We start from the raw sequence: 17,339 nt of genomic DNA, 5'->3' as shown, positions 1-17,339 counted from the left end.
CGCGCCGTTCGCTCGCGTTCACAGCACCGCCCTCACGAAGCGAGCTATTCCTTGCCCAACACGAGATCAAGAACCCAGCACCCGCGGAAGTGCGGCCCTTCTCCGCGGCAGTGAGCGAGGGCGTTCTCGTCGTCGCACCCGGCGTCCTGGAGCGCGTCGGCGAGGATCGGCAGCGCACTAAAATTGCGGCTCTCATACATTTGGCGCGCGAGTGACACTGCGGTATCCGTCTGCCAGTCGCGATAGAACAGCGCGGGCCGGAACGGGTTCCCGACGATCTCACGCACGACCCCGCGCATAACGGCGTCTTGTGTGGCGCTCGCGTCGTCCAACTCAGCCGAGGAAATCGGCATCATTTGAACGACCCCGACGCGGGCCGGAGCTGCGGCCCCGGCCGCACGTCTCCCGACCTCTTCGACCGAGAACGGCGTGGCCGCGGCGAACGCGAGTGCCCACGCGAACTGGGACCGAACCCACTCTCTTACCGCGTCCCCGCTCTCGGTCTTACCGTCAACCCGTCGAACGTAAACGTCGTGAGCCCGTTGAGCAATTTCGCGGCACGAATTACGGGCACGTTCGACCGCAGCGGCCGGAACGAGGCCGTCGGCGTACCGCTCGATCACGTCGAGCGCCTTAACCAAATCGGGGTGATCGAAGAGATCACTAACCGCACGACAGAACCCGGCCGCCAGCAAGCGCTGGCGGCGCGGGGAGAGGTGGTCGAGTGCGAACCGCACGTGCGCGGTGAAATCGGTCCCGGTCAGCCACTCGTCTTCGCTCATAGTGCCGACCGGGGAGGAACTTACGGCAACAGGTCGACTAATTGCGCGAGGTGCAGTTCGGCCCAGAGCGGCGCGACCAGCGCGTTCGGCGAACAGACCCGTGTCTGTTTGTAGGAGAAACCGTGCGGCGCGTCCGGGTCCGGTTGGGGGGCGCGGAAAATCGTGAGCTTGCGGGCCACCACATCGAGCACCCAGTAATCGGGTACGCCCGCGGCGGCGTTTCGGCCCGCTTGGTCGGCAATGTCGTAGGCGGTATCGGCGTCCTCGAACTCGATCACGAGAATCGGTCCGCGCTCGGCGTCAGTCTTCGGGTGGGCACGAACGACAGCGACGTCCGGGGTGTGGTCGTCGGGCGCACCGGCTTTCGCGTCGCGCCCGAGAACGGTGTACAGGTCGGGTGAAAAAACGTTACGCAGCCAGTTCTCGGTCAGGCGCTGAGAAGTGGCCGCGAGCGAACGGTGCGCGGGCAAGACGGTCGTAGACATGATCGAAACCTCCTGTGAGGCTCCCCCGGTGCGAGAAGATTTGGAGACCCGCACCACCCGCCGCAAGGAACCGCCAACGGGCCGCAAGGAAATGCGTGCGGCCCTGTACCGATTCGACGGGATTCGGAAGAGAACAGCGCCCCGTGTGGGACACCGGTGTAGTAAACGACTCACGGTTTGGTTGCACCGCGAACCGCTTCGGGAGAAGAACACTAGCGGGGGATTTTAACAGAAGCCGTTCGGCGCCGCACGAGGGAAACGAATAAACACTCGCACATGCAAGCAAGTGCAATAGGGATAACAGCTTGTGTCGACAAGAAATTGTTAAGTGCGGCCCGATCGGGCCGAAAACTCCCGGCACGTTGTGTGGGGTACGCAAGCACGCGGAAAAACGTGCTCGCGTGTAAACGACGAGAATGACGCAGAAAGCTAACGATCTTTGTATCGAACAGGCGCCCGACGCGCGATTGACTCTGCTGATATCAATCAGCGATTCGACACTCTGTCCACTTCAATTACACGGTATAATAATGCGAACCACTAGTTTAGTTGTTACGCAGTGCGATGGCTTGGGAAGCCAATACAGGGGCGTGCGAGGTAGGCTCGGACGGCGTCCCGGATGATTGCGGTCTTGGCTTCAATCCAACTGATACCGGTTGCGAAGCAATGGGCCTCGAACCGCAGGAAGGCACGCAGGGCGAGCCCGATGTGGTTCCGCTGGGCTCGGGCGGTGCGGCACTGACACCTCTCGACGCCGGTGCATTGCTTGATGCCCCGGTGGTAGTGCTCGATGGCCCAGGAGAAGTCGGCGAATTGCAACCGCGTCAGGTCGCCCATCCCCAGGTCGTTGGTGGCCCAGTACACGGTGCCACCGTTTGGGGTGGCAATCCCGAATACCTTCACCAACCCGAACCCGGGCAACCACACCTCCGTGCCCGTGGCTGCAATGGCCGTGTCCGCTAGGGCTCGCGTGCCCCGACGGTCGAGGTTCACCAGCCGATTCGACTTGAGCCGGGTGAGCCACGTCCACCCGCAGTTGCGGATCAACTTCAGGTTCTCCAGGCTGCTATACCAGCCGTCGAACACCACGCACCGAGGGGCGAACCCCCGCGCGTAGGCGGTCCGAATCATGTCCCCGAAGTGATCGTTCTTGGTCCGAGCATCGGCCTTGTCGTACACGCGGTAGTCGCACGGGATGTGTCGGTCCCCATCGGTCCACAGCAGGGACACCAGGTTGATCCCCTGGACCACCGCGCGGTGCTTGCCGGACCAGTGTCGGGTGACCAATTCGATGGACCGGGCATACGGCTTGTCCAGGGTCGAGTCGTCCACGACGAGAACCCCGTCGTCCCGCCGGACCTGGGCTTGCGCGTCGGCCCAGAGGGTGTCGGGATCGGGTTCCAACCGGGTCAGCAGTCGGGTAAACGCGTCGTGGGCCGGTGGGTCCGGTTGTTCCGGTTGCACCCGCGCGGCCTCCGTTCCCGAGCACGCCTTCGGGGTCGCGATCAAGAACTCGATGTAGTCACGCGGAAACACCTTGGGCACGCTCATGACACGATCGTAGGCCCAACGAGCCGCTCGCGCAAGGACCAAAAACGCTGCACTGCGTAACACCTATAGTTATCAACCTTGAACGATTTGAAAGCACGATTTGAGTGCCTGTGTCGGAGGGTGAGGGGGGGGCAACTAATAAAGCAGAAATGTTAGCGTTTATTAGCCAGAGCCGGCCCCGACGCAACAGCACCAATGAGATTAAAACACTGGTATTTGTTGCGAATATGAGTTCGGCAATCAGTACAGATCGCAACGATAGCCAAAATGTTAGCCAATGTTAGCATCGAAAGCAGAAGCCCAATAACAACAGCAACTTAGACGTGACCGCCGCAGACGGCGCTCGCAACGCACCGGGTTCGGAGAAGGAGCACGATCAGACCGCGCTGCCGATGACCGTTCGCACCTTGTAGGCCAACGAGAGTGGCGTGAACGGCTTCTGAAGGACCGCGTCCGCGTCCCCGATCGTCGCGTTGTCCGTGGGGCCGCCGACGTACAAAACCTTGATGCCGGGGTGCCGCACCCGCAGAACGTCCGCGACCTCGCGCCCGCCCACTTCCGGCATCACGACGTCCGTCATCAGGAGCTCGATCGGCCCGGTGTGCTCCCGCGCGAGCCGCAGCGCCTCGGCCCCGCCTGTTGCTTCCAGTACGCGGTACCCCTGCCCCTCCAGCGCGCGCCGGGCGAGCTCCCGCACTTCGCCCTCGTTCTCGACCAGCAGTACCGTCCCCGCGTCCCGGGACACGAGCCGAATCGATCCGGCAACGGGGGCAAGGGCGGGGAGGAGAATTTTGAACGTGGTCCCGACGCCCACTTCGCTCTCCACGTCCACCCGCCCGCCGCACTGCTTGATAATCCCGTCGACGACCGCGAGCCCCAGCCCGGTCCCCTTCCCGACGTCCTTCGTGGTGAAGAACGGCTCGAACACCCGCGCCCTGACCTCGCTCGTCATCCCCGCGCCGGTATCGGACACGACCAACTGCGCGTACTCACCGGGCGCGAGATCGGGGTACGCGCCCCGGTGCTCGTCCCGTAACCGGACGCTGCGCGTCTCGATGGTCAGACTACCGCCCCGGGGCATCGCGTCCCGCGCATTGACGGCGAGGTTCAGGATCACCTGCTCCACTTGTGCCGGGTCCGCTCGCACGCCGTTCAGATCGCGTGCCAGGTCGGTACTCAGGACCACGCCCGTTCCGAGGAGGTGGCGCAGGAGCGGTGCGGATTGCACCACCGCCGCGTTTAGATCGACAATTTTCGGTTTCACGGCGGCCCGGCGACTGGATACCAGGAGCTGCCGCGTCAGTTCCGCGGCGCGCTGGCACGCGGCCGACGCCCCTTGTGCGAATTCGTAAATCGGGTCCGCGCTCGGAACCCGTTCGGCGAGCATTTCGGCGTACCCGTTGATGACCGTCAACAAGTTGTTGAGGTCGTGAGCGAGCCCCCCGACGCGCTGCTCGGCCGGCTCCGCCTTCTGCACGAGCGGGACCGGCTCCCCGGCTTCTTTCCGCTCCGCTTGGTCGATCACCACAATGGAAACGCGCGCCGGCGCCTCGGCGTCGGCCTGGGACACAACGCGGACCCGCGCCCGGAGCGCGGAGCCGTCCTTCCGGCGGTACCGCCGGTCCGCCTCGTAGGACCGCACCCGGCCCGCTGCGACCTCGCCGTACTGGGCCAGAACACCGGCCCGGTCCTCGGGGAAAAGCACCTCGGTCCCGGACATCTCGTTCAGTTCCGCCAGCGAATAGCCGATCATCTGACTGAACGTGTCGTTGGCCCAGAGGATGCGGGCGTCGGGAGCGACCTCGACCATCCCGACCACGGTCGCGGTCGCATCGAAAAACGCGCGGAACCGCACTGCGCCGAGCCGGGCTTCGTTTTCGACCAGTTTTCGGGCGGTTACGTCCTGAATCTGATTCAGGCACACCGGCACCCGCCCGTTCGGGCCGCGAACGAGAGACACGTTCGTCAGCCCCCAGATCACGCTCCCGTCCCGGTGCAGGTACCGCGTTTCTGCTTGGATCTGCTGGCGCCCCCCCGTGAACAAGGCCTTGCCCGTTGCGAGGCTCTCGTGGAGGTCGTCCGGGTGGACGATGTCGGCCGCCAGCATCCCGAACATCTCGGACTGAAAATAACCGAACATCCGGGCGAACGCGGCGTTCACCCGGATGAAGCGGTTCTCGGTGTCGGTGAGCGCGGTGGGCACCCCCGCGTGCTCAAAAACGCCCCAGAACAGTTCCTCGCTCCCGTGCGGCCCGGCCTCCCCACCGGCGCGGGTCGAGGAGATGTCGGTGACGATCGCGAGGACGAGGCGCCCGTCGATCCGCACCTGGCCCCGGTTGACCCGAACCGGGAACTCGGTCCCGTCCTTTCGGCGCCCGGAAGGCGCGAACCCCGCACCCACCGAGTGCGGCTGCGGACCCCGGTGCCCGGGATCGGTTCGCGCGCGCCCGTCCACCCGGAACCATTCCGGGATGAGCAGCTCGGCCGGGCGCCCCAGCAGTTCGGCGCGCGCGTACCCGAACAACTTTTCGGCTCGGGTGTTTACGAACGCGACCCGGCCCGCCTCGTCCACGATTACGATCGGGTCCGAGGTGGAATCGAGCAGCCGGCAGAATTCGTCTGGGACGGAGCTGGGCGTCATAGTAAGTCCGCCGCGGGGCCGGGCCCCCTCTTGCTAGTGCGAGTCATCGAGTGTGTCGGCCGGGGTGCCCGCGGTATCGACCAACGCGCGCACCAGGTCTTCGGTCAAGAGCCGCTCCGCGCCCTCGGAGTGGTGGCCCGCGCGCGGGGCGCCGGGGCGCTGGCGGAGCCAGCCGACGAGAGCGGCCGGGCCGCGCTCGGTTCGGACGGCCCGACGCACCATCGGGAGGAGCAGGGCCGCCAGTTTGTCGGGCGGGAGCCCCCGGCTCTCGCCCAGAATCCGCGTGGCCAATCGGTGGAACCCGGCCCGTACTTCGCCCGGGTGCCCCCTGAGTGTCGAACCGGCCAGTTCCACATGCGCCTCCGGTGTGTGCGGGTGGTCCGTGAGCGGGCATTAACCCGGGCTGATGTTGTAAAGTGCGAGGTTCGAGGCGAGGCCGTTGGCGTCGGTCGTCTTCGCGGACGCGAGGCCGTTATCGGTCCCGTCCATCTTCATCAAATAGGTCACAGAGAAGTGCCCGGTGGCGTCGGTTGTTGTCGCCTTGTTCTGGAGCGTGGCCGGTACCCCACCGAACTGGATTACGAGTCCCGCGGGTGCGGGGCCGATTACGTCACCCGAGAACCGCCACACCCCACCGATCGCCTCAACGCCTTTGAAGTTGATAATGCGCGGGGCAACGTTTACGGCCGTAACCGGTGCGTAGATTTCCTGCGTCGCGTCCGCGTCCATCCTTACTAGAGTCGGGTCGGCGGTCGCACCGGGCAGCGGCGCGCTCGAAACCGCGATCACGTTCGCGGGGTCAATGACAGGCGCGGGGAGCAGAACGAAGACGCCTTGTGTCGAGTCGTCGAGTAGGGACGATGGGGCCAGCCGCGAATCGAGCGCCTCCAGCGATAAACGGGCTCGGAACCGATTAGCGCTCGAACCGGACGCCTGACGAAAGCTCCGCATGACCTGATCCCGACAGACGTTGGGGAACAGATGGCGCCTGCCACCCGGTACCGCGGAGAGCGGGACACTCAGGGAGTTGCGATTCCGTTGCGGTACTGGACATGATTTTCGGCAGACGACCTCCCCCACCAACAGTTTGTTGGCTCAGATGCGGTACCGAGTGTATTCGGTGATGGGTGTGTAAAGAGATTGGGGCCGGTGCCCCGGAGGTGATCGGCCGCTCGGCCCGCGTCAGGGAGCGAGTTTCGCGAGGTGCAAATTGATGGACGGGGCGACGTGATTGGCGCGCGGGGCCAGCGCGTCTTTGAAGGCGGGGTGATCCGCGAGTTCTTGCAACACCGGGTTGCTCTCGATCACCTTGGAGGGGCTCCCAGCCGAGACCGCGTGCCGTACCGCCCGCACCGCGGCGTCCCGCGCCGCGGGTCCGCCATCGGGCGCGAGGAGGTGTATTTGCGCGGCGGTAATCCAGGCGTCCGGAACGTTCGGCGCGCCCGCCGTCACCCGGTCGATGTCGGAGATCGCTTCTTGCGGAATGACCGCACCGCTCTTGAAGTACCATTGGAGGTACACGTCGGCGCGCGTGAACCGAGCCGCTAACAGATTCGGGTCGCGGCGAAGCGCCTCATCACAGTCGGCTTTCGCCGCCTCCAGGTCGCCACCTTGGAAGTGATCGTAAGCCCGGTTCGCGTACACCGGGGCCTCGCGGTAGCCCCGGCGAATCGCTTCGTCAGCGGCCTTAATCGCCCCGTCACGAATCCGGCACTCCGACAGACAGTGGGCCGCGTGACCGTAGGCTCGGCCGTCGTTGTCCGCCGCCGCAATATTCTGAAACTCCACGGCCGCCAGATCGTACTTCCCCTGTTGGTACAGATTCATCGCGCGCTGGCGCGGGGAAAGCTCCGGTGGTTCCGACGCGGGCGCCACCGGCTCCGCGGGAACGGTGGAGGGGCGAAGTATCGCGTACCCCAGCACCAGCCCCAAGATTCCCGCACCGGCGAGAACGGGAACCACGAACCGCCGCGCCCGCGGGGCACTGATCCGCGTGAACAGTGCGACCAATTCGGCCGCGGTGGGCCGGCTCTGCGGGTCGAGCGCCAAGCAGCGCCCGATCGCGGCGCGAACGGCGCGCCGGACCCGGGGATTGAGAGGAGCGAGGGGAAGGTGACCGGCCCGCTGCGCGTTGAGGAGGGCCGCGGCCACGTGCTCCCGTCCGAGTTTGGCGGAGAGCGCGCTCGGGTCACCGAACGGGTGCCGACCGGTCAACAGTTCAAACAGAACGACCCCGCACGCGAACACGTCGCCGGGGCGCCCGTCCGGGGGCGGGCTCGCGGACTCCTCCGCCATCAGTGCGAGTTGTTCCGGGGCCATGTACGGGAGCGTACCGACCAGGCGCCACGGGTCGGTGGACCGGGACGCGAGGTTGAAGTCCAGTAGGTACGGGTGCCCGTTCGGGCCGAGGAGCACGTTCGACGGCTTGAGGTCGCGGTGGGCGATGCCCTGTTCGTGCAGGTACGCGACGCCGGCGAACAGCCCGGCCGCGACCGCCCCCACCGCGTCCTCGTAGGTCGCGCGGCGGAGTGGGAACGCGGGACCGGGGAGAACCGGCGGATCGTCCCCGGTCCCGCCGCACCCGGCCGCTTCGAGCAGAACGGCGGCCGACCGCGGCGCCTCGTCCCGATCCGAGCGCCAGGCCACCGACAACACGTCTTCCAGGGTCGCCGTCCCCACAAACGGCATGGCGACGACGGTCCAGTTACCGGCCGACCGGGACGACAGCACCGGGGTGAGGTGCGGGTGGGACAGCGGCCCGAGCGTATCGGCCTCGCGGCTGCCCGCGGCGGAGACTTTCAGCGCGACCGGGCGCCCCCCGGCCGTGGTTTCAATCGCCAAGTAGACCCGGGAGAAGCTGCCGCGGCCCAGTTCCCGGAGCACGAAGAAGTCGCCCACGTCCTCCCCGACCGCGGGCCAGTTCGTCGGAACCCCGCCGAGTGCGTCGGGGTGATCGTCGAGGAACCGGTGGAGCGTGAGGAGCCGGCGCAGCGAGGCGCCGAAGGAGAAGCGGGCACAGAACGCCGTCGAGTCGAGAACCTCGCCCGCCTCTTCACGGGTGCAGAACTCTTCATACGCGAGGTCGATGGCGACCGCGCGATCCCCGGCGATGTCCGGGTTCTCGCGCAGTGCGGCCGCGGCGTCAGGGCGCCGGTCGCGCTGCCACCCGTCCTTAATGGCCTCGGCCCGGTCGATCCGGTAGCGGGCCGATTCCGCGGCAACGCGGGGCGCGGGGTGCGTCATGGCGGCGTTCCGGGTGAAGTGCCCCGCGAGAGGAGGCGCCGGACGAGGCGCTGCACGGTCTTTTCGGACAGTTGGAACGTTGCGGCGGTATCGGCGTGGGTGTGCCCGTCGCGCAACATCTGGAGCATTTGCCGCTCGCGGTCCGACAGCCCCGCCGTCAGCCGCTCCCACTCGTCGTGGGCGAGCACCGTCTGGCTGGGGGTCGGCTCGCGCCCGGTCGGGTCACCGACCTGGGAGGCCGGCACGTCGCGGGTCAACCCGACCTTCTGGGTCGTCTGGTGCCGGTACTCCTCGGCCACCTTGAGCCGGGCCATTTGAGAGAGGTAGGCGACGAGCCCGCCCTCGTCCCGGAGGTCCTCGCGGTCGATCGCGGCCCGGAAGAAGGACAGCCACACGTCCTGGGCAAAGTCCTGCGAGTCGAAGCGCATCCGCATACCCGTCGCGAGTCGGCGCCGCACGGCCGCGCGAACGTGGGGCAGGTACCGGTGGACCAGCTCCGCGGTTGCCGCGGGATCTCTCCGCCGACACGCCTCCAACAGCGACAGCAGATCGTTGTTTCCAGACATGTCAAGGTGTGATGCGAGGGTGAAGAGCGAGCTTTATATAGTTTCGTGATCTCGATCGCAAACGCAAGCGCGTTTGGATGGATCTCTGGAAGCCAAACTAGATCACGATTTCGGCAAACGCTACCGGGCCAGCGTTACTACCCGACACGCGGGCGGCAGAAAAGTCGAAAAACCGGCGACTTCGTTATCGCCGAAATGGGGAACCGGCCCTCGTTCCGAGACACAAGGGCACGTTTCGCAACGGTACTCACCTTGAGCCGCTTGCGCGACCGCCGAACGGGGCGGAAGCGAGAGCGGGACCGCATGCGAGCGCAGTGTCTGAAATGTCTACACGAACACGAATTTCGGCTCCCGCGGCTCCGGCTTCAGGTTTTCGGATTCCGTCGGCCCGGGCGGTTCGTAACCTGCGCCGCGTACCCCCGGTAGCCGGCCAATTTCGGGACGTCACCCGGGCTCGCGCTCCGGGCCAGCGCGCGTATCACCCGCCGGAGGCGGTCCGGTAAGCGCACGCCTCCGGAACGAGTCAGAACCGCGCCCACGATCTCGGGTTCGTCGCGCCGGTGAGACACGCGCCACCCCTTTTCCGGGTGAAGGGTGTAACCGAATTCGTGCAGTGCGGCCCGGACCCCGCGTTCAAAGCCCGAAGGCGGACCCGAGCTGATGGGCCAACTGAACGCCAAGTCGTCGCAGTACCGGGTGTAGCGCGCCCCCGAAGGTGCCGCGTGCCGGGTCAGGCGCGCGTCCAGTTCGGTGTTGACGAAGTTGCTCAGCCCCGGACTGGTCGGCGCCCCCTGCGGGAGCCCGTCACGGTCCGTGGTCAGCAGGGTGAGGAGCCGGGCCGTGTCGCTGTCGGTCCGTTCGCGCCACCACGTTTCGATGCGTTCCGCGCGCGTGCTCGGGAAAAAATCGCGGATATCGGCTGTGATTACGATTTCCGCACCGGCGTGCGCCCAGATGTGGTCCGCGGTGGATCGGCCCTTCTGATACGCGATCGCCGCCGGGTGCGAACGCTCGGCTGAAAAGCACCAGGAGACGATCGCGTACTGGAGCCGTTTGAGCCGGCGGTCCGGCTCGGCGATCGCGCGCCGACCGCCGGCGCGCTTCGGTTTTTGGAAGCGCCAGTAATGTAAATGCGGGTGAAGAGCACCGGACGCGACGATCGCGCGCTGGTTCTCCGGCGAGAGACCGAGTCGGGCGAGCCGTTCCGCCCAGTTCGACTCGAACGGAAGTGGCGCGATACCGGCCTCTGGCGCCGAGCGCCCGCCCGAAAGGGTTCGCCATAGTGGGGTGAAGATCGGCCACACGCCTACCGGCCCTCGTTTCGATCGCGCCGCGGGGCGAACAAGTCGGCCAAGTTGGGCAGTACAACAACGTTACCGCCCTTCCCGGCCAGGGCCAACAGCGCATCAAGTTCCTGCATACGGGCGACCTCGGGCGTTTCGGCCAGGAGCTTGGCCGTGTTCGCCCGCGCCCGTGCCGCCGCGATCTCGTGCCGCGCTTTGACGAGATCGGCCCGCCCCGTTCGGTCGGCCTCGATCTCCAGCATCAGCACGCGCTGCACCTCGCGCGGCAAAATCACGTCGCGCAGCCCGACGCGGCTCAATTCCACTCCGTAACGGCGCGCCGGTTCGACCGCCGAGCGGAGCAGTTCCGCCCCGATTTCGGCCCGCCCTTCGAGCAACTGGTCGATGGTCCGAGCGGCAACGACGTCGCGCAAACCCAATTGCAGTTCCTGGTGGAGCTGTTCGACGTAGTTCTCGACGGCCTGCAGCGCCAGCACCGGATCGGTTACGCGGTACTGGGCCACCAGCGTAACGCGCACCTCGATGCGGTCGGCGGTGAGGAGCCCCTGGCCGGGGACGACGTGGCTCATCTCCCGGAGCGAGATTTTCGCCACCTCCACCCGCTCCGACCGGCCGAACTGGTAGCGCCCGGGTTCGAGGGTGCGCTCGAGCCGACCGTCCCGATAGAGCAACCCGCGCTCGAACTCGAACACCGTAATTTCCTTGCGGAACCCGAACGCGGTCCGCCTCATCGGGGCCATCATGATGGTTCGATTCCGTGGGTCTTAACCGAGCCGAACTGCCCAGTCGCGTGGGCACGTACTGCGGGGGGACACGGGTTGACGCCGCCGTTAGCCGGACCGCGGTGCGGTCCGTTGACGACGACGGGTATCCCCCGTGCCGCAAACCCGGGTTCCGTGTCGCCCGAAGGCAGAAACGAACGGACAGTCCGGCTCGGAACGCTCCCCGGCCGCAACGCGGTCGGGGAGAAGAGTGGCACACGCGCGGAACACACGACCCGTATTCGGGGTGCGCCGCTTCCACCACGCTCACTTTAGACGGCTCCCCGAGGCGGTACAACCGAATGTGCTCGCGAAAGAGCCGTTCCCCGAACGGGAAGCTCCACCCGCTCGTCGCCGCCCACATTCACATTCAGCGGCCTGTGAAAACAAAAAAACTGCCCTGGACGCGATGCGTCACTTTTGGCATGGCGACACACACCTTCTGCGCAAGATTTAAAGACCGATGCTCCGGCCCGGCCCCTATGCAGGCGCGGTACCGGTGTAGCAAAGCTGCATAGAGGGCGAGCACCGGGAACCGGCTATGAAATCGCTCTTGTCCCGACTTACCCCGTTCGTCAGTCTCGGGCTCGTGGTTGTTTTCGGGTGCCACACCACGAAGCCGGTCCCCACCGCACGTAATTCGCCGCAGAAGGCGAATCTGCAGGCTATGCGGTTGGACTACGTCGATTCGGACGCTTTCGACCTGCTTTTTGAAACAACACTACTCAACGTGCAACCCGTGATTGTGGTCCAGACCGATCACGACAAACCGGAATGGGGCTCGCGCCTCAACGCCTGGATCGCCGCCTGGAACGCGGGCCGGAGAACCGACGGCTTCCGGGTCCGGGGCCAGATCCCGGGGGCGCCCTCCGTGGTCGTGGACGGCGACAGCATCCGCGAGTTTCGTTTGCTGATCGACGGGTTGATGAGCCGCACCGAGGAATCGGCGCGGACGGGCACCCGCTGGTGGACCGAAAAGCACCTGCGCGATCGGCGCGTCGCCCTGCTCAAGCCGTACAGCCTTCGGTTCCACCTCGACGCCAACGAGCGCATCCAGCTCATCTTCTTCCACGGTGACTTCGCGGCGTACCACGAAGACGTCGTCCGTTCGCTGGCCGACCCCAGTGGGAGCGAGTCTTTGGCGTGGTCCCCCGACTACTGCTGCTCCCGCAGCAAAGACTTGGTGAAGAGTAAAAGGCTGACGAAGAACTGAAGTCACCGCCGTGACGTGCCCCTGGAACCGGGCCCGGGCGCCGAGCACGCGACCGGGCGCCACGTGACGTTCGCGAACCCGATCCCGGGCGCGAAGCGCCACCGCTCCACACCCCTATTCCTTGCCGAGTACGAGATCGACGACCCAGCACCCGCGCACGTGCGGCCCCAGACTGTAACAGTGATCGAGTACATCGTCACTGCCGCCCCCCGGCGCTTTGGAGCGTCCGCCAGATTCGGCCATCGTTCGCCCCTCGGAACCAACGTGACCGCCCGATCGAGCGCGTGCGCCAATGAACGCGCCCGGGTCGAGGTCGCGACCCTACTCGGTGACCACCTCGCCGCCGTTTCGAGTGCCGAACCCGCGCAACACCAGGAGCGCGGTCGAGTCGTTGAGGAACCGGACGCTGCCGTCGGCGAAGGTCGCGTTCGCCCCGCCGTTGTGGAGGCTGCCGTAAGCGCCGAGCCGTGCCCACCACTGGAGCTTCAGCCCGTCCCACGGCACCGGGGGCGGCGGAGTGGGCGGGGGCGGCGGGAACCCCGGGAGCCCCAGGATCGGCGGCGGCGGGGTCCACACCGTTCCGTGCCGGTAACCGATCGCGGTCTCGCTACTGAGGAGCCCGGCCGCCGCGTTCGGTCCGGGCGCCGGCGCCCACAGGCAGTAAGCCGCGCTCGAATGGATCGGTGGCGCGGGCGCCGGTGTGATGACCCCGGGGGGCGCGTCCAGGTACGAATCCAGCGCCGGGTCGCCGATGACGCGCTCGCCGAAGAGGAGCGTGCTCGCGGTGCCGTCGGTCACGTCCGTGAGCCGCACGCCGGTCTGGTTCGCCCGCGGTTCGGACAGCGGGCCGGTGGTGTGGAACATCCCGTCGAGCGTGGCCCGCGCGGGCGGGAAGACGAGCGTGCCGCCGTTCCCGCCGTAGTTGCTGAGTGCGGGGGAACTGCCGCCGGACGCCAGCGTTTGCGCCGGGCACACGTACACGGACAGCACCGTCCCGGCGCGCGACGGGGAGCCCGAATAGTTCGTCGCCGGGTTCGCAAAGTCCCACTGTTGGTACAGCGGGGCCTGCTCGATGTACGGGAGCAGTTCGACGAAGAGCGACGAGAACCGCGGACCGATCTGCACGCCGCCGGGGAACCGCTCGTTGACGTCGTGGTAGGTGTGGGCCGCGAGCCCGAGTTGTTTGAGATTGTTCTGACACTTCAGGCGGGCGGCCGCGGCGCGGACCTTCTGAACCGCGGGCAGGAGCAACCCGATGAGGACCGCGATGATCGCGATCACCACCAGCAACTCAATGAGCGTAAACGCGCGACGAACAAGAAGCATGGGAATCTCGCGAGTCGGGCCGACGTGCTCTGCTTGTATTATCATCTCTTATCTGGTGCGGTGCGGTCCACCCTCAAAGTCGGGAGATTTCTCGTTCCGTTCAGCTATCGTCCGAATGTGCGTCGAACCCGCGGCCCACACGTCCGCGACCCGAACTGGTTCTTGCGCTTCTCTCTGTTCTTCTCCTCAACTCGACGAGGCGAGGAGGGGACGTCGGCGCCGCACCCTTCTTCGGCTCGGTTGGTGCTTTTCGGGAGGCGCGCGAACCGCTAGACTGTGGCAGGCGTCCCCTTATGCTTAAGAGGGTGAAGGCGGCGCTGTTCGTATCGGATCTGGTGCGAGCAACTTTTACGACCGCGGTCCCGTGTAACGGACGGTATGTGGAGAGGGGCAGTCGAGCGATCACGGAGCGAGCGGATACGTGACAGCAAAAGCTAGTAAATGAAGCATTTGGAAGGGTGGCAGAGTGGTCGATTGCACCGGTCTTGAAAACCGGCAACACCGAAAGGTGTTCCAGGGTTCGAATCCCTGCCCTTCCGCTGAGAATCCACGAAACCCTGAAAGGCCTGGGGCTCGTGGATTTCTGCACTTTCCGCAACGTTCTGTGCTTGGCCGGTGATGGCGGCGTCTTGTGCTCGAATAGCCTCACGGCAGCCACCAGCCAGACCACTGCGGGAACACCGGCCGAACAGGTCAGCAGCCCCAATTGGAGCGCGGGCAGCAACGTCATCTCGCAGACCGCGTACCGACCGTAGATGGCGGCCCCGGTTTCTGACCGGTCACCGTCCCTAACTTGCCCCTCACGATGTATTGCCTGGAGATCCCACCCGACGTTCGCGCGTGTCGGTTGTGTGAAAGGTGCTCCCGGCCACCGGCACGCCTAGAATACCTGCGACACTTCCTCTCCGGTGACACGATGAAGCACGTGCGAATCGGCAACGGGTGCGGGTTCTGGGGCGACAATCTCGACGCCCCCGTGCGCCTCGCGAGTGCGGGGCGGCTCGACTATCTCACGCTCGAGTACCTCGCAGAACTCACGATGTCGATCCTCGCCGTCCAGAAGGCGAAGGACGCGAGCGCCGGGTTCGCTACCGACTTTATCGACGTGCTCGGGCGCCTCGCCCCCACGCTCCAAGCACAACCGCAGTTGAAGATCGTCACCAACGCGGGCGGCATGAACCCGCGGGCGTGTGCGCTTCAGGCGAAGCAGGTAATTGCGAAAGCCGGAATCGAGAAGCGAATCGCGGTGGTGAGTGGTGACGACCTGCTGCCGCGCCTCGACGAATTGCTCGCCAGTGGACACACGCTCAATCACCTCGACACCGGCGAACCGATCGCCTCGATTCGCGACAAAGTGGTAAGCGCGAACGCCTACCTCGGAGCACGTCCAATTACGGACGCGCTGAAGCAAGGTGCGGAGATCGTCATCACGGGCCGCGTCGCGGATGCGTCGCTCACGGTCGGCCCGGCCGCGCACGAGTTCGGCTGGGGGTTCGGCCCTGCGGATCTGGACCGGCTCGCGGCCGGGACGGTCGCGGGGCACCTGATCGAGTGCGGCGCACAGGCTACCGGTGGATTGTGGATCAACGCGGACGAATCCACGCACCTCGAAAACGTCGGGTACCCGATCGCGGAGATGCGAGAAGACGGCACGTTCACGATCTCGAAGCCCGACGGCACCGGCGGGGCGGTGAACATCGAAACGGTGTCGGAGCAACTCCTCTACGAAGTCGCCGATCCCGCGCGATACTTCACGCCCGATGTCGTCGCTGATTTCACCACTGTGAAACTGACGCAGGCGAAACCCGACGTGGTGAACGTGACCGGCGGCACCGCGAACGGCTTGACGGACACCTACAAGGTGTCGATCGCGTACCGCGACGGGTTCATGTCGGCCGGCACGCTGGTCATCGCGGGACCGAATGCCGCAACGAAAGCCCGGCGCTCCGGCGCGATCCTGCTCGAAAAGTTGAAACAGGCGGGATTCACCTTCGCCGAGAGCCGTATCGAAGCGCTCGGCGCGGGCGATTGCGTGCCCGGCGTTATCACCGCGACCGCCGACCCGCCCGAGGTCGTGCTTCGTGTGAGCGTGCGCGATCCGCGTAAAGCTGCGATCGAACGCTTCACGAAGGAATTCGCCCCGCTCGTCACATCGGGGTTCCCGGGCACAACGGGCTACACCACGGGTCGTCCGCCCGTGCGCGAAGTGTTCGCTTACTGGCCCGCGCTCGTTGCGAAGTCGGCCGTGACACCGGTCGTGGAGGTGGTGTGATGGCGCAAGTTCCGCTCTCGCAGATCGCCCACGGGCGCAGCGGCGACAAGGGCAACCACGCGAACATCGCCGTGATCGCGTACACCGACGCGGGGTTCGCGTGGCTGCGCGAGCACCTCACGGCGGATGTCGTGGCCGAATACTTCCGCCCGCTCGGGGCGACCCGCGTGGAGCGCTTTGAAGCCGCGAACGTGCGCGGGCTGAACTTCATGTTGTACGATGCCCTCGCGGGCGGCGCGAGTCGGTCGTTGCGCACCGACACGCAGGGCAAGACGTTGGCGGTGGCCCTATTGCGCATGATGGTGGCGTGGGAAGAACCGACGTCCTGACGGGAACGGGAGAATCCATGTCCGACATCGTGCAGTACGCGAACCGCGGTTCCGCAGCGGTCATTACGATCAACCGTCCCGACAAACGCAACGCCCTTTCGCGCGCGCTGATCGCAGCGTTAGGCGATGCCTTCCGGCGCGCGGCCGAAGACAGCGCTGCGCGAAGCGTGATCCTCACGGGCGCGGGGACTGCATTTTGCGCGGGGATGGACCTCGACGAACTTCGCGGAACGTTGGGGGCGGATAGCGATAAAGTCTGGGACGACGCGGCGAAGCTCTCAGCGCTGTACGAACTCATCTACACGCTACCCAAACCGACCATCGCGGCCGTGAACGGCGCTGCGGTCGCGGGCGGAGCGGGACTCGTGACCGTGTGCGACCTCGCCGTGAGCGTGCCCGATGCGAAGTTCGGGTACCCGGAAGTGCGCCGCGGACTGGTCGCAGCAATGGTGATGCCGCACCTGCTCCGGCACGTCGGCGAGCGCACCGCTCGGTGGCTCCTTCTTACGGGCGAACTCATTGATGGACTCGCGGCCCTGCGCGTGGGCTTGGTGAATCAGATCGCGTCGGCAGAAAACGTGCTCCTCGTGGCCGGTGAGTGGGCGAAGTCACTCGCCGAAGGCGGCCCCAAAGCACTCGCGACCACGAAGGAACTGCTGCACCGCTGCTCGCGCCAGTCGGTCGGCGTCGATGACCTCGCGAAGGCGAGCGCTGAACCGCGCCTCACCGACGAGTGTCACCACGGGCTGACCGCGTTCTTCGACAAGAAACCGGCCCCGTGGGTGGGCGAACGGCCGGTGTGAGCCGGCCGGTGTCGAGCGCAATCGCACGAAGAACAATTGGACAGGATTAACCGGATCAACCGG

At 66.1% G+C, this 17,339-nt stretch carries 16 protein-coding genes and 1 tRNA gene; 5 read left to right on the top strand and 12 right to left on the bottom strand.

Annotated elements, in window-relative coordinates; genetic code table 11:
- Positions 1-44 precede the first annotated feature (44 nt).
- The 10 genes from J8F10_RS39385 to J8F10_RS29960 all read right to left on the bottom strand — a co-directional run bounded on the left by J8F10_RS39385 (position 45) and on the right by J8F10_RS29960 (position 11,315).
- Positions 45-782, bottom strand: a complete 738-nt coding sequence (locus tag J8F10_RS39385) for a hypothetical protein (RefSeq protein WP_246523659.1) — start codon at positions 780-782, stop codon at positions 45-47.
- Between the two features lie 20 nt (positions 783-802).
- Positions 803-1,267 (bottom strand): Uma2 family endonuclease, encoded by a 465-nt coding sequence (locus J8F10_RS30000; RefSeq protein ID WP_210660163.1) that lies wholly within the window; start codon positions 1,265-1,267, stop codon positions 803-805.
- Positions 1,268-1,819: 552 nt separating this feature from the next.
- Complete coding sequence (locus J8F10_RS29995) at positions 1,820-2,818, bottom strand: IS701 family transposase (RefSeq protein WP_210658601.1); 999 nt, start codon at positions 2,816-2,818, stop codon at positions 1,820-1,822.
- Between the two features lie 376 nt (positions 2,819-3,194).
- Positions 3,195-5,459 carry a PAS domain S-box protein gene (locus J8F10_RS29990; protein WP_210660161.1) on the bottom strand — a complete coding sequence of 755 codons (2,265 nt, stop codon included), beginning with the start codon at positions 5,457-5,459 and terminating at the stop codon, positions 3,195-3,197.
- A 33-nt stretch (positions 5,460-5,492) separates the two neighbouring features.
- On the bottom strand, positions 5,493-5,813 hold the full coding sequence (locus tag J8F10_RS29985) for a hypothetical protein (protein ID WP_210660159.1): 321 nt from the start codon (positions 5,811-5,813) through the stop codon (positions 5,493-5,495).
- Between the two features lie 39 nt (positions 5,814-5,852).
- Positions 5,853-6,410: a hypothetical protein gene (locus tag J8F10_RS29980; protein WP_210660158.1), complete on the bottom strand. Its 558-nt coding sequence runs from the start codon at positions 6,408-6,410 to the stop codon at positions 5,853-5,855.
- Between the two features lie 231 nt (positions 6,411-6,641).
- On the bottom strand, positions 6,642-8,702 hold the full coding sequence (locus J8F10_RS29975) for a protein kinase domain-containing protein (RefSeq protein WP_210660157.1): 2,061 nt from the start codon (positions 8,700-8,702) through the stop codon (positions 6,642-6,644).
- The gene (locus J8F10_RS29970) at positions 8,699-9,268 is read right to left on the bottom strand and encodes an RNA polymerase sigma factor (protein WP_210660156.1); all 570 of its coding nucleotides are present in this window, start codon (positions 9,266-9,268) and stop codon (positions 8,699-8,701) included. Before J8F10_RS29970 ends, J8F10_RS29975 begins: the two co-directional genes overlap by 4 nt.
- 365 nt (positions 9,269-9,633) lie before the next feature.
- On the bottom strand, positions 9,634-10,572 hold the full coding sequence (locus J8F10_RS29965; protein WP_210660155.1) for a reverse transcriptase domain-containing protein: 939 nt from the start codon (positions 10,570-10,572) through the stop codon (positions 9,634-9,636).
- Between the two features lie 2 nt (positions 10,573-10,574).
- The gene (locus tag J8F10_RS29960) at positions 10,575-11,315 is read right to left on the bottom strand and encodes a slipin family protein (protein ID WP_210660154.1); all 741 of its coding nucleotides are present in this window, start codon (positions 11,313-11,315) and stop codon (positions 10,575-10,577) included.
- 559 nt (positions 11,316-11,874) lie between these two features.
- Between J8F10_RS29960 and J8F10_RS29955 the strand changes: the two genes are divergently transcribed.
- Positions 11,875-12,546, top strand: coding sequence for a hypothetical protein (locus J8F10_RS29955; RefSeq protein ID WP_210660153.1), 672 nt, complete (start codon positions 11,875-11,877; stop codon positions 12,544-12,546).
- A 114-nt stretch (positions 12,547-12,660) separates the two neighbouring features.
- Here J8F10_RS29955 and J8F10_RS40030 read toward each other — a convergent pair whose 3' ends face one another.
- Positions 12,661-12,789: a hypothetical protein gene (locus J8F10_RS40030; RefSeq protein WP_261363096.1), complete on the bottom strand. Its 129-nt coding sequence runs from the start codon at positions 12,787-12,789 to the stop codon at positions 12,661-12,663.
- A 78-nt stretch (positions 12,790-12,867) separates the two neighbouring features.
- Positions 12,868-13,872, bottom strand: coding sequence for a DUF1559 domain-containing protein (locus J8F10_RS29950; RefSeq protein WP_210660152.1), 1,005 nt, complete (start codon positions 13,870-13,872; stop codon positions 12,868-12,870).
- Between the two features lie 452 nt (positions 13,873-14,324).
- On the opposite strand from J8F10_RS29950, the gene J8F10_RS29945 reads away from it, so the two are divergent.
- The 4 genes from J8F10_RS29945 to J8F10_RS29930 all read left to right on the top strand — a co-directional run bounded on the left by J8F10_RS29945 (position 14,325) and on the right by J8F10_RS29930 (position 17,276).
- Positions 14,325-14,411 (top strand) — tRNA-Ser (locus tag J8F10_RS29945).
- Positions 14,412-14,788: 377 nt separating this feature from the next.
- Positions 14,789-16,144, top strand: a complete 1,356-nt coding sequence (locus tag J8F10_RS29940) for an acyclic terpene utilization AtuA family protein (RefSeq protein WP_246523657.1) — start codon at positions 14,789-14,791, stop codon at positions 16,142-16,144.
- Positions 16,144-16,473: an AtuA-related protein gene (locus tag J8F10_RS29935; RefSeq protein ID WP_210660150.1), complete on the top strand. Its 330-nt coding sequence runs from the start codon at positions 16,144-16,146 to the stop codon at positions 16,471-16,473. Before J8F10_RS29940 ends, J8F10_RS29935 begins: the two co-directional genes overlap by 1 nt.
- A 17-nt stretch (positions 16,474-16,490) precedes the next feature.
- A complete protein-coding gene (locus J8F10_RS29930) occupies positions 16,491-17,276 on the top strand; it encodes an enoyl-CoA hydratase/isomerase family protein (RefSeq protein WP_210660148.1) in 786 nt (261 codons plus the stop codon).
- The last annotated feature ends 63 nt before the right edge of the window (positions 17,277-17,339 follow it).

It is taken from the genome of Gemmata palustris (genome assembly GCF_017939745.1).
Taxonomy (GTDB): Bacteria; Planctomycetota; Planctomycetia; order Gemmatales; family Gemmataceae; genus Gemmata; species Gemmata palustris.
This window is presented reverse-complemented; position numbering and strand designations above follow the sequence as displayed.

Coding starts and splice junctions, on each gene's coding strand:
- J8F10_RS29990 (WP_210660161.1), bottom strand. CDS start 5,459: ATGACGCCCAGCTCCGTCCCAGACGAATTCTGCCGGCTGCTCGATTCC.
- J8F10_RS29940 (WP_246523657.1), top strand. CDS start 14,789: ATGAAGCACGTGCGAATCGGCAACGGGTGCGGGTTCTGGGGCGACAAT.
- J8F10_RS39385 (WP_246523659.1), bottom strand. CDS start 782: ATGAGCGAAGACGAGTGGCTGACCGGGACCGATTTCACCGCGCACGTG.
- J8F10_RS29975 (WP_210660157.1), bottom strand. CDS start 8,702: ATGACGCACCCCGCGCCCCGCGTTGCCGCGGAATCGGCCCGCTACCGG.
- J8F10_RS40030 (WP_261363096.1), bottom strand. CDS start 12,789: ATGGCCGAATCTGGCGGACGCTCCAAAGCGCCGGGGGGCGGCAGTGAC.
- J8F10_RS29950 (WP_210660152.1), bottom strand. CDS start 13,872: ATGCTTCTTGTTCGTCGCGCGTTTACGCTCATTGAGTTGCTGGTGGTG.
- J8F10_RS29935 (WP_210660150.1), top strand. CDS start 16,144: ATGGCGCAAGTTCCGCTCTCGCAGATCGCCCACGGGCGCAGCGGCGAC.
- J8F10_RS30000 (WP_210660163.1), bottom strand. CDS start 1,267: ATGTCTACGACCGTCTTGCCCGCGCACCGTTCGCTCGCGGCCACTTCT.
- J8F10_RS29970 (WP_210660156.1), bottom strand. CDS start 9,268: ATGTCTGGAAACAACGATCTGCTGTCGCTGTTGGAGGCGTGTCGGCGG.
- J8F10_RS29995 (WP_210658601.1), bottom strand. CDS start 2,818: ATGAGCGTGCCCAAGGTGTTTCCGCGTGACTACATCGAGTTCTTGATC.
- J8F10_RS29955 (WP_210660153.1), top strand. CDS start 11,875: ATGAAATCGCTCTTGTCCCGACTTACCCCGTTCGTCAGTCTCGGGCTC.
- J8F10_RS29930 (WP_210660148.1), top strand. CDS start 16,491: ATGTCCGACATCGTGCAGTACGCGAACCGCGGTTCCGCAGCGGTCATT.
- J8F10_RS29980 (WP_210660158.1), bottom strand. CDS start 6,410: ATGCGGAGCTTTCGTCAGGCGTCCGGTTCGAGCGCTAATCGGTTCCGA.
- J8F10_RS29960 (WP_210660154.1), bottom strand. CDS start 11,315: ATGATGGCCCCGATGAGGCGGACCGCGTTCGGGTTCCGCAAGGAAATT.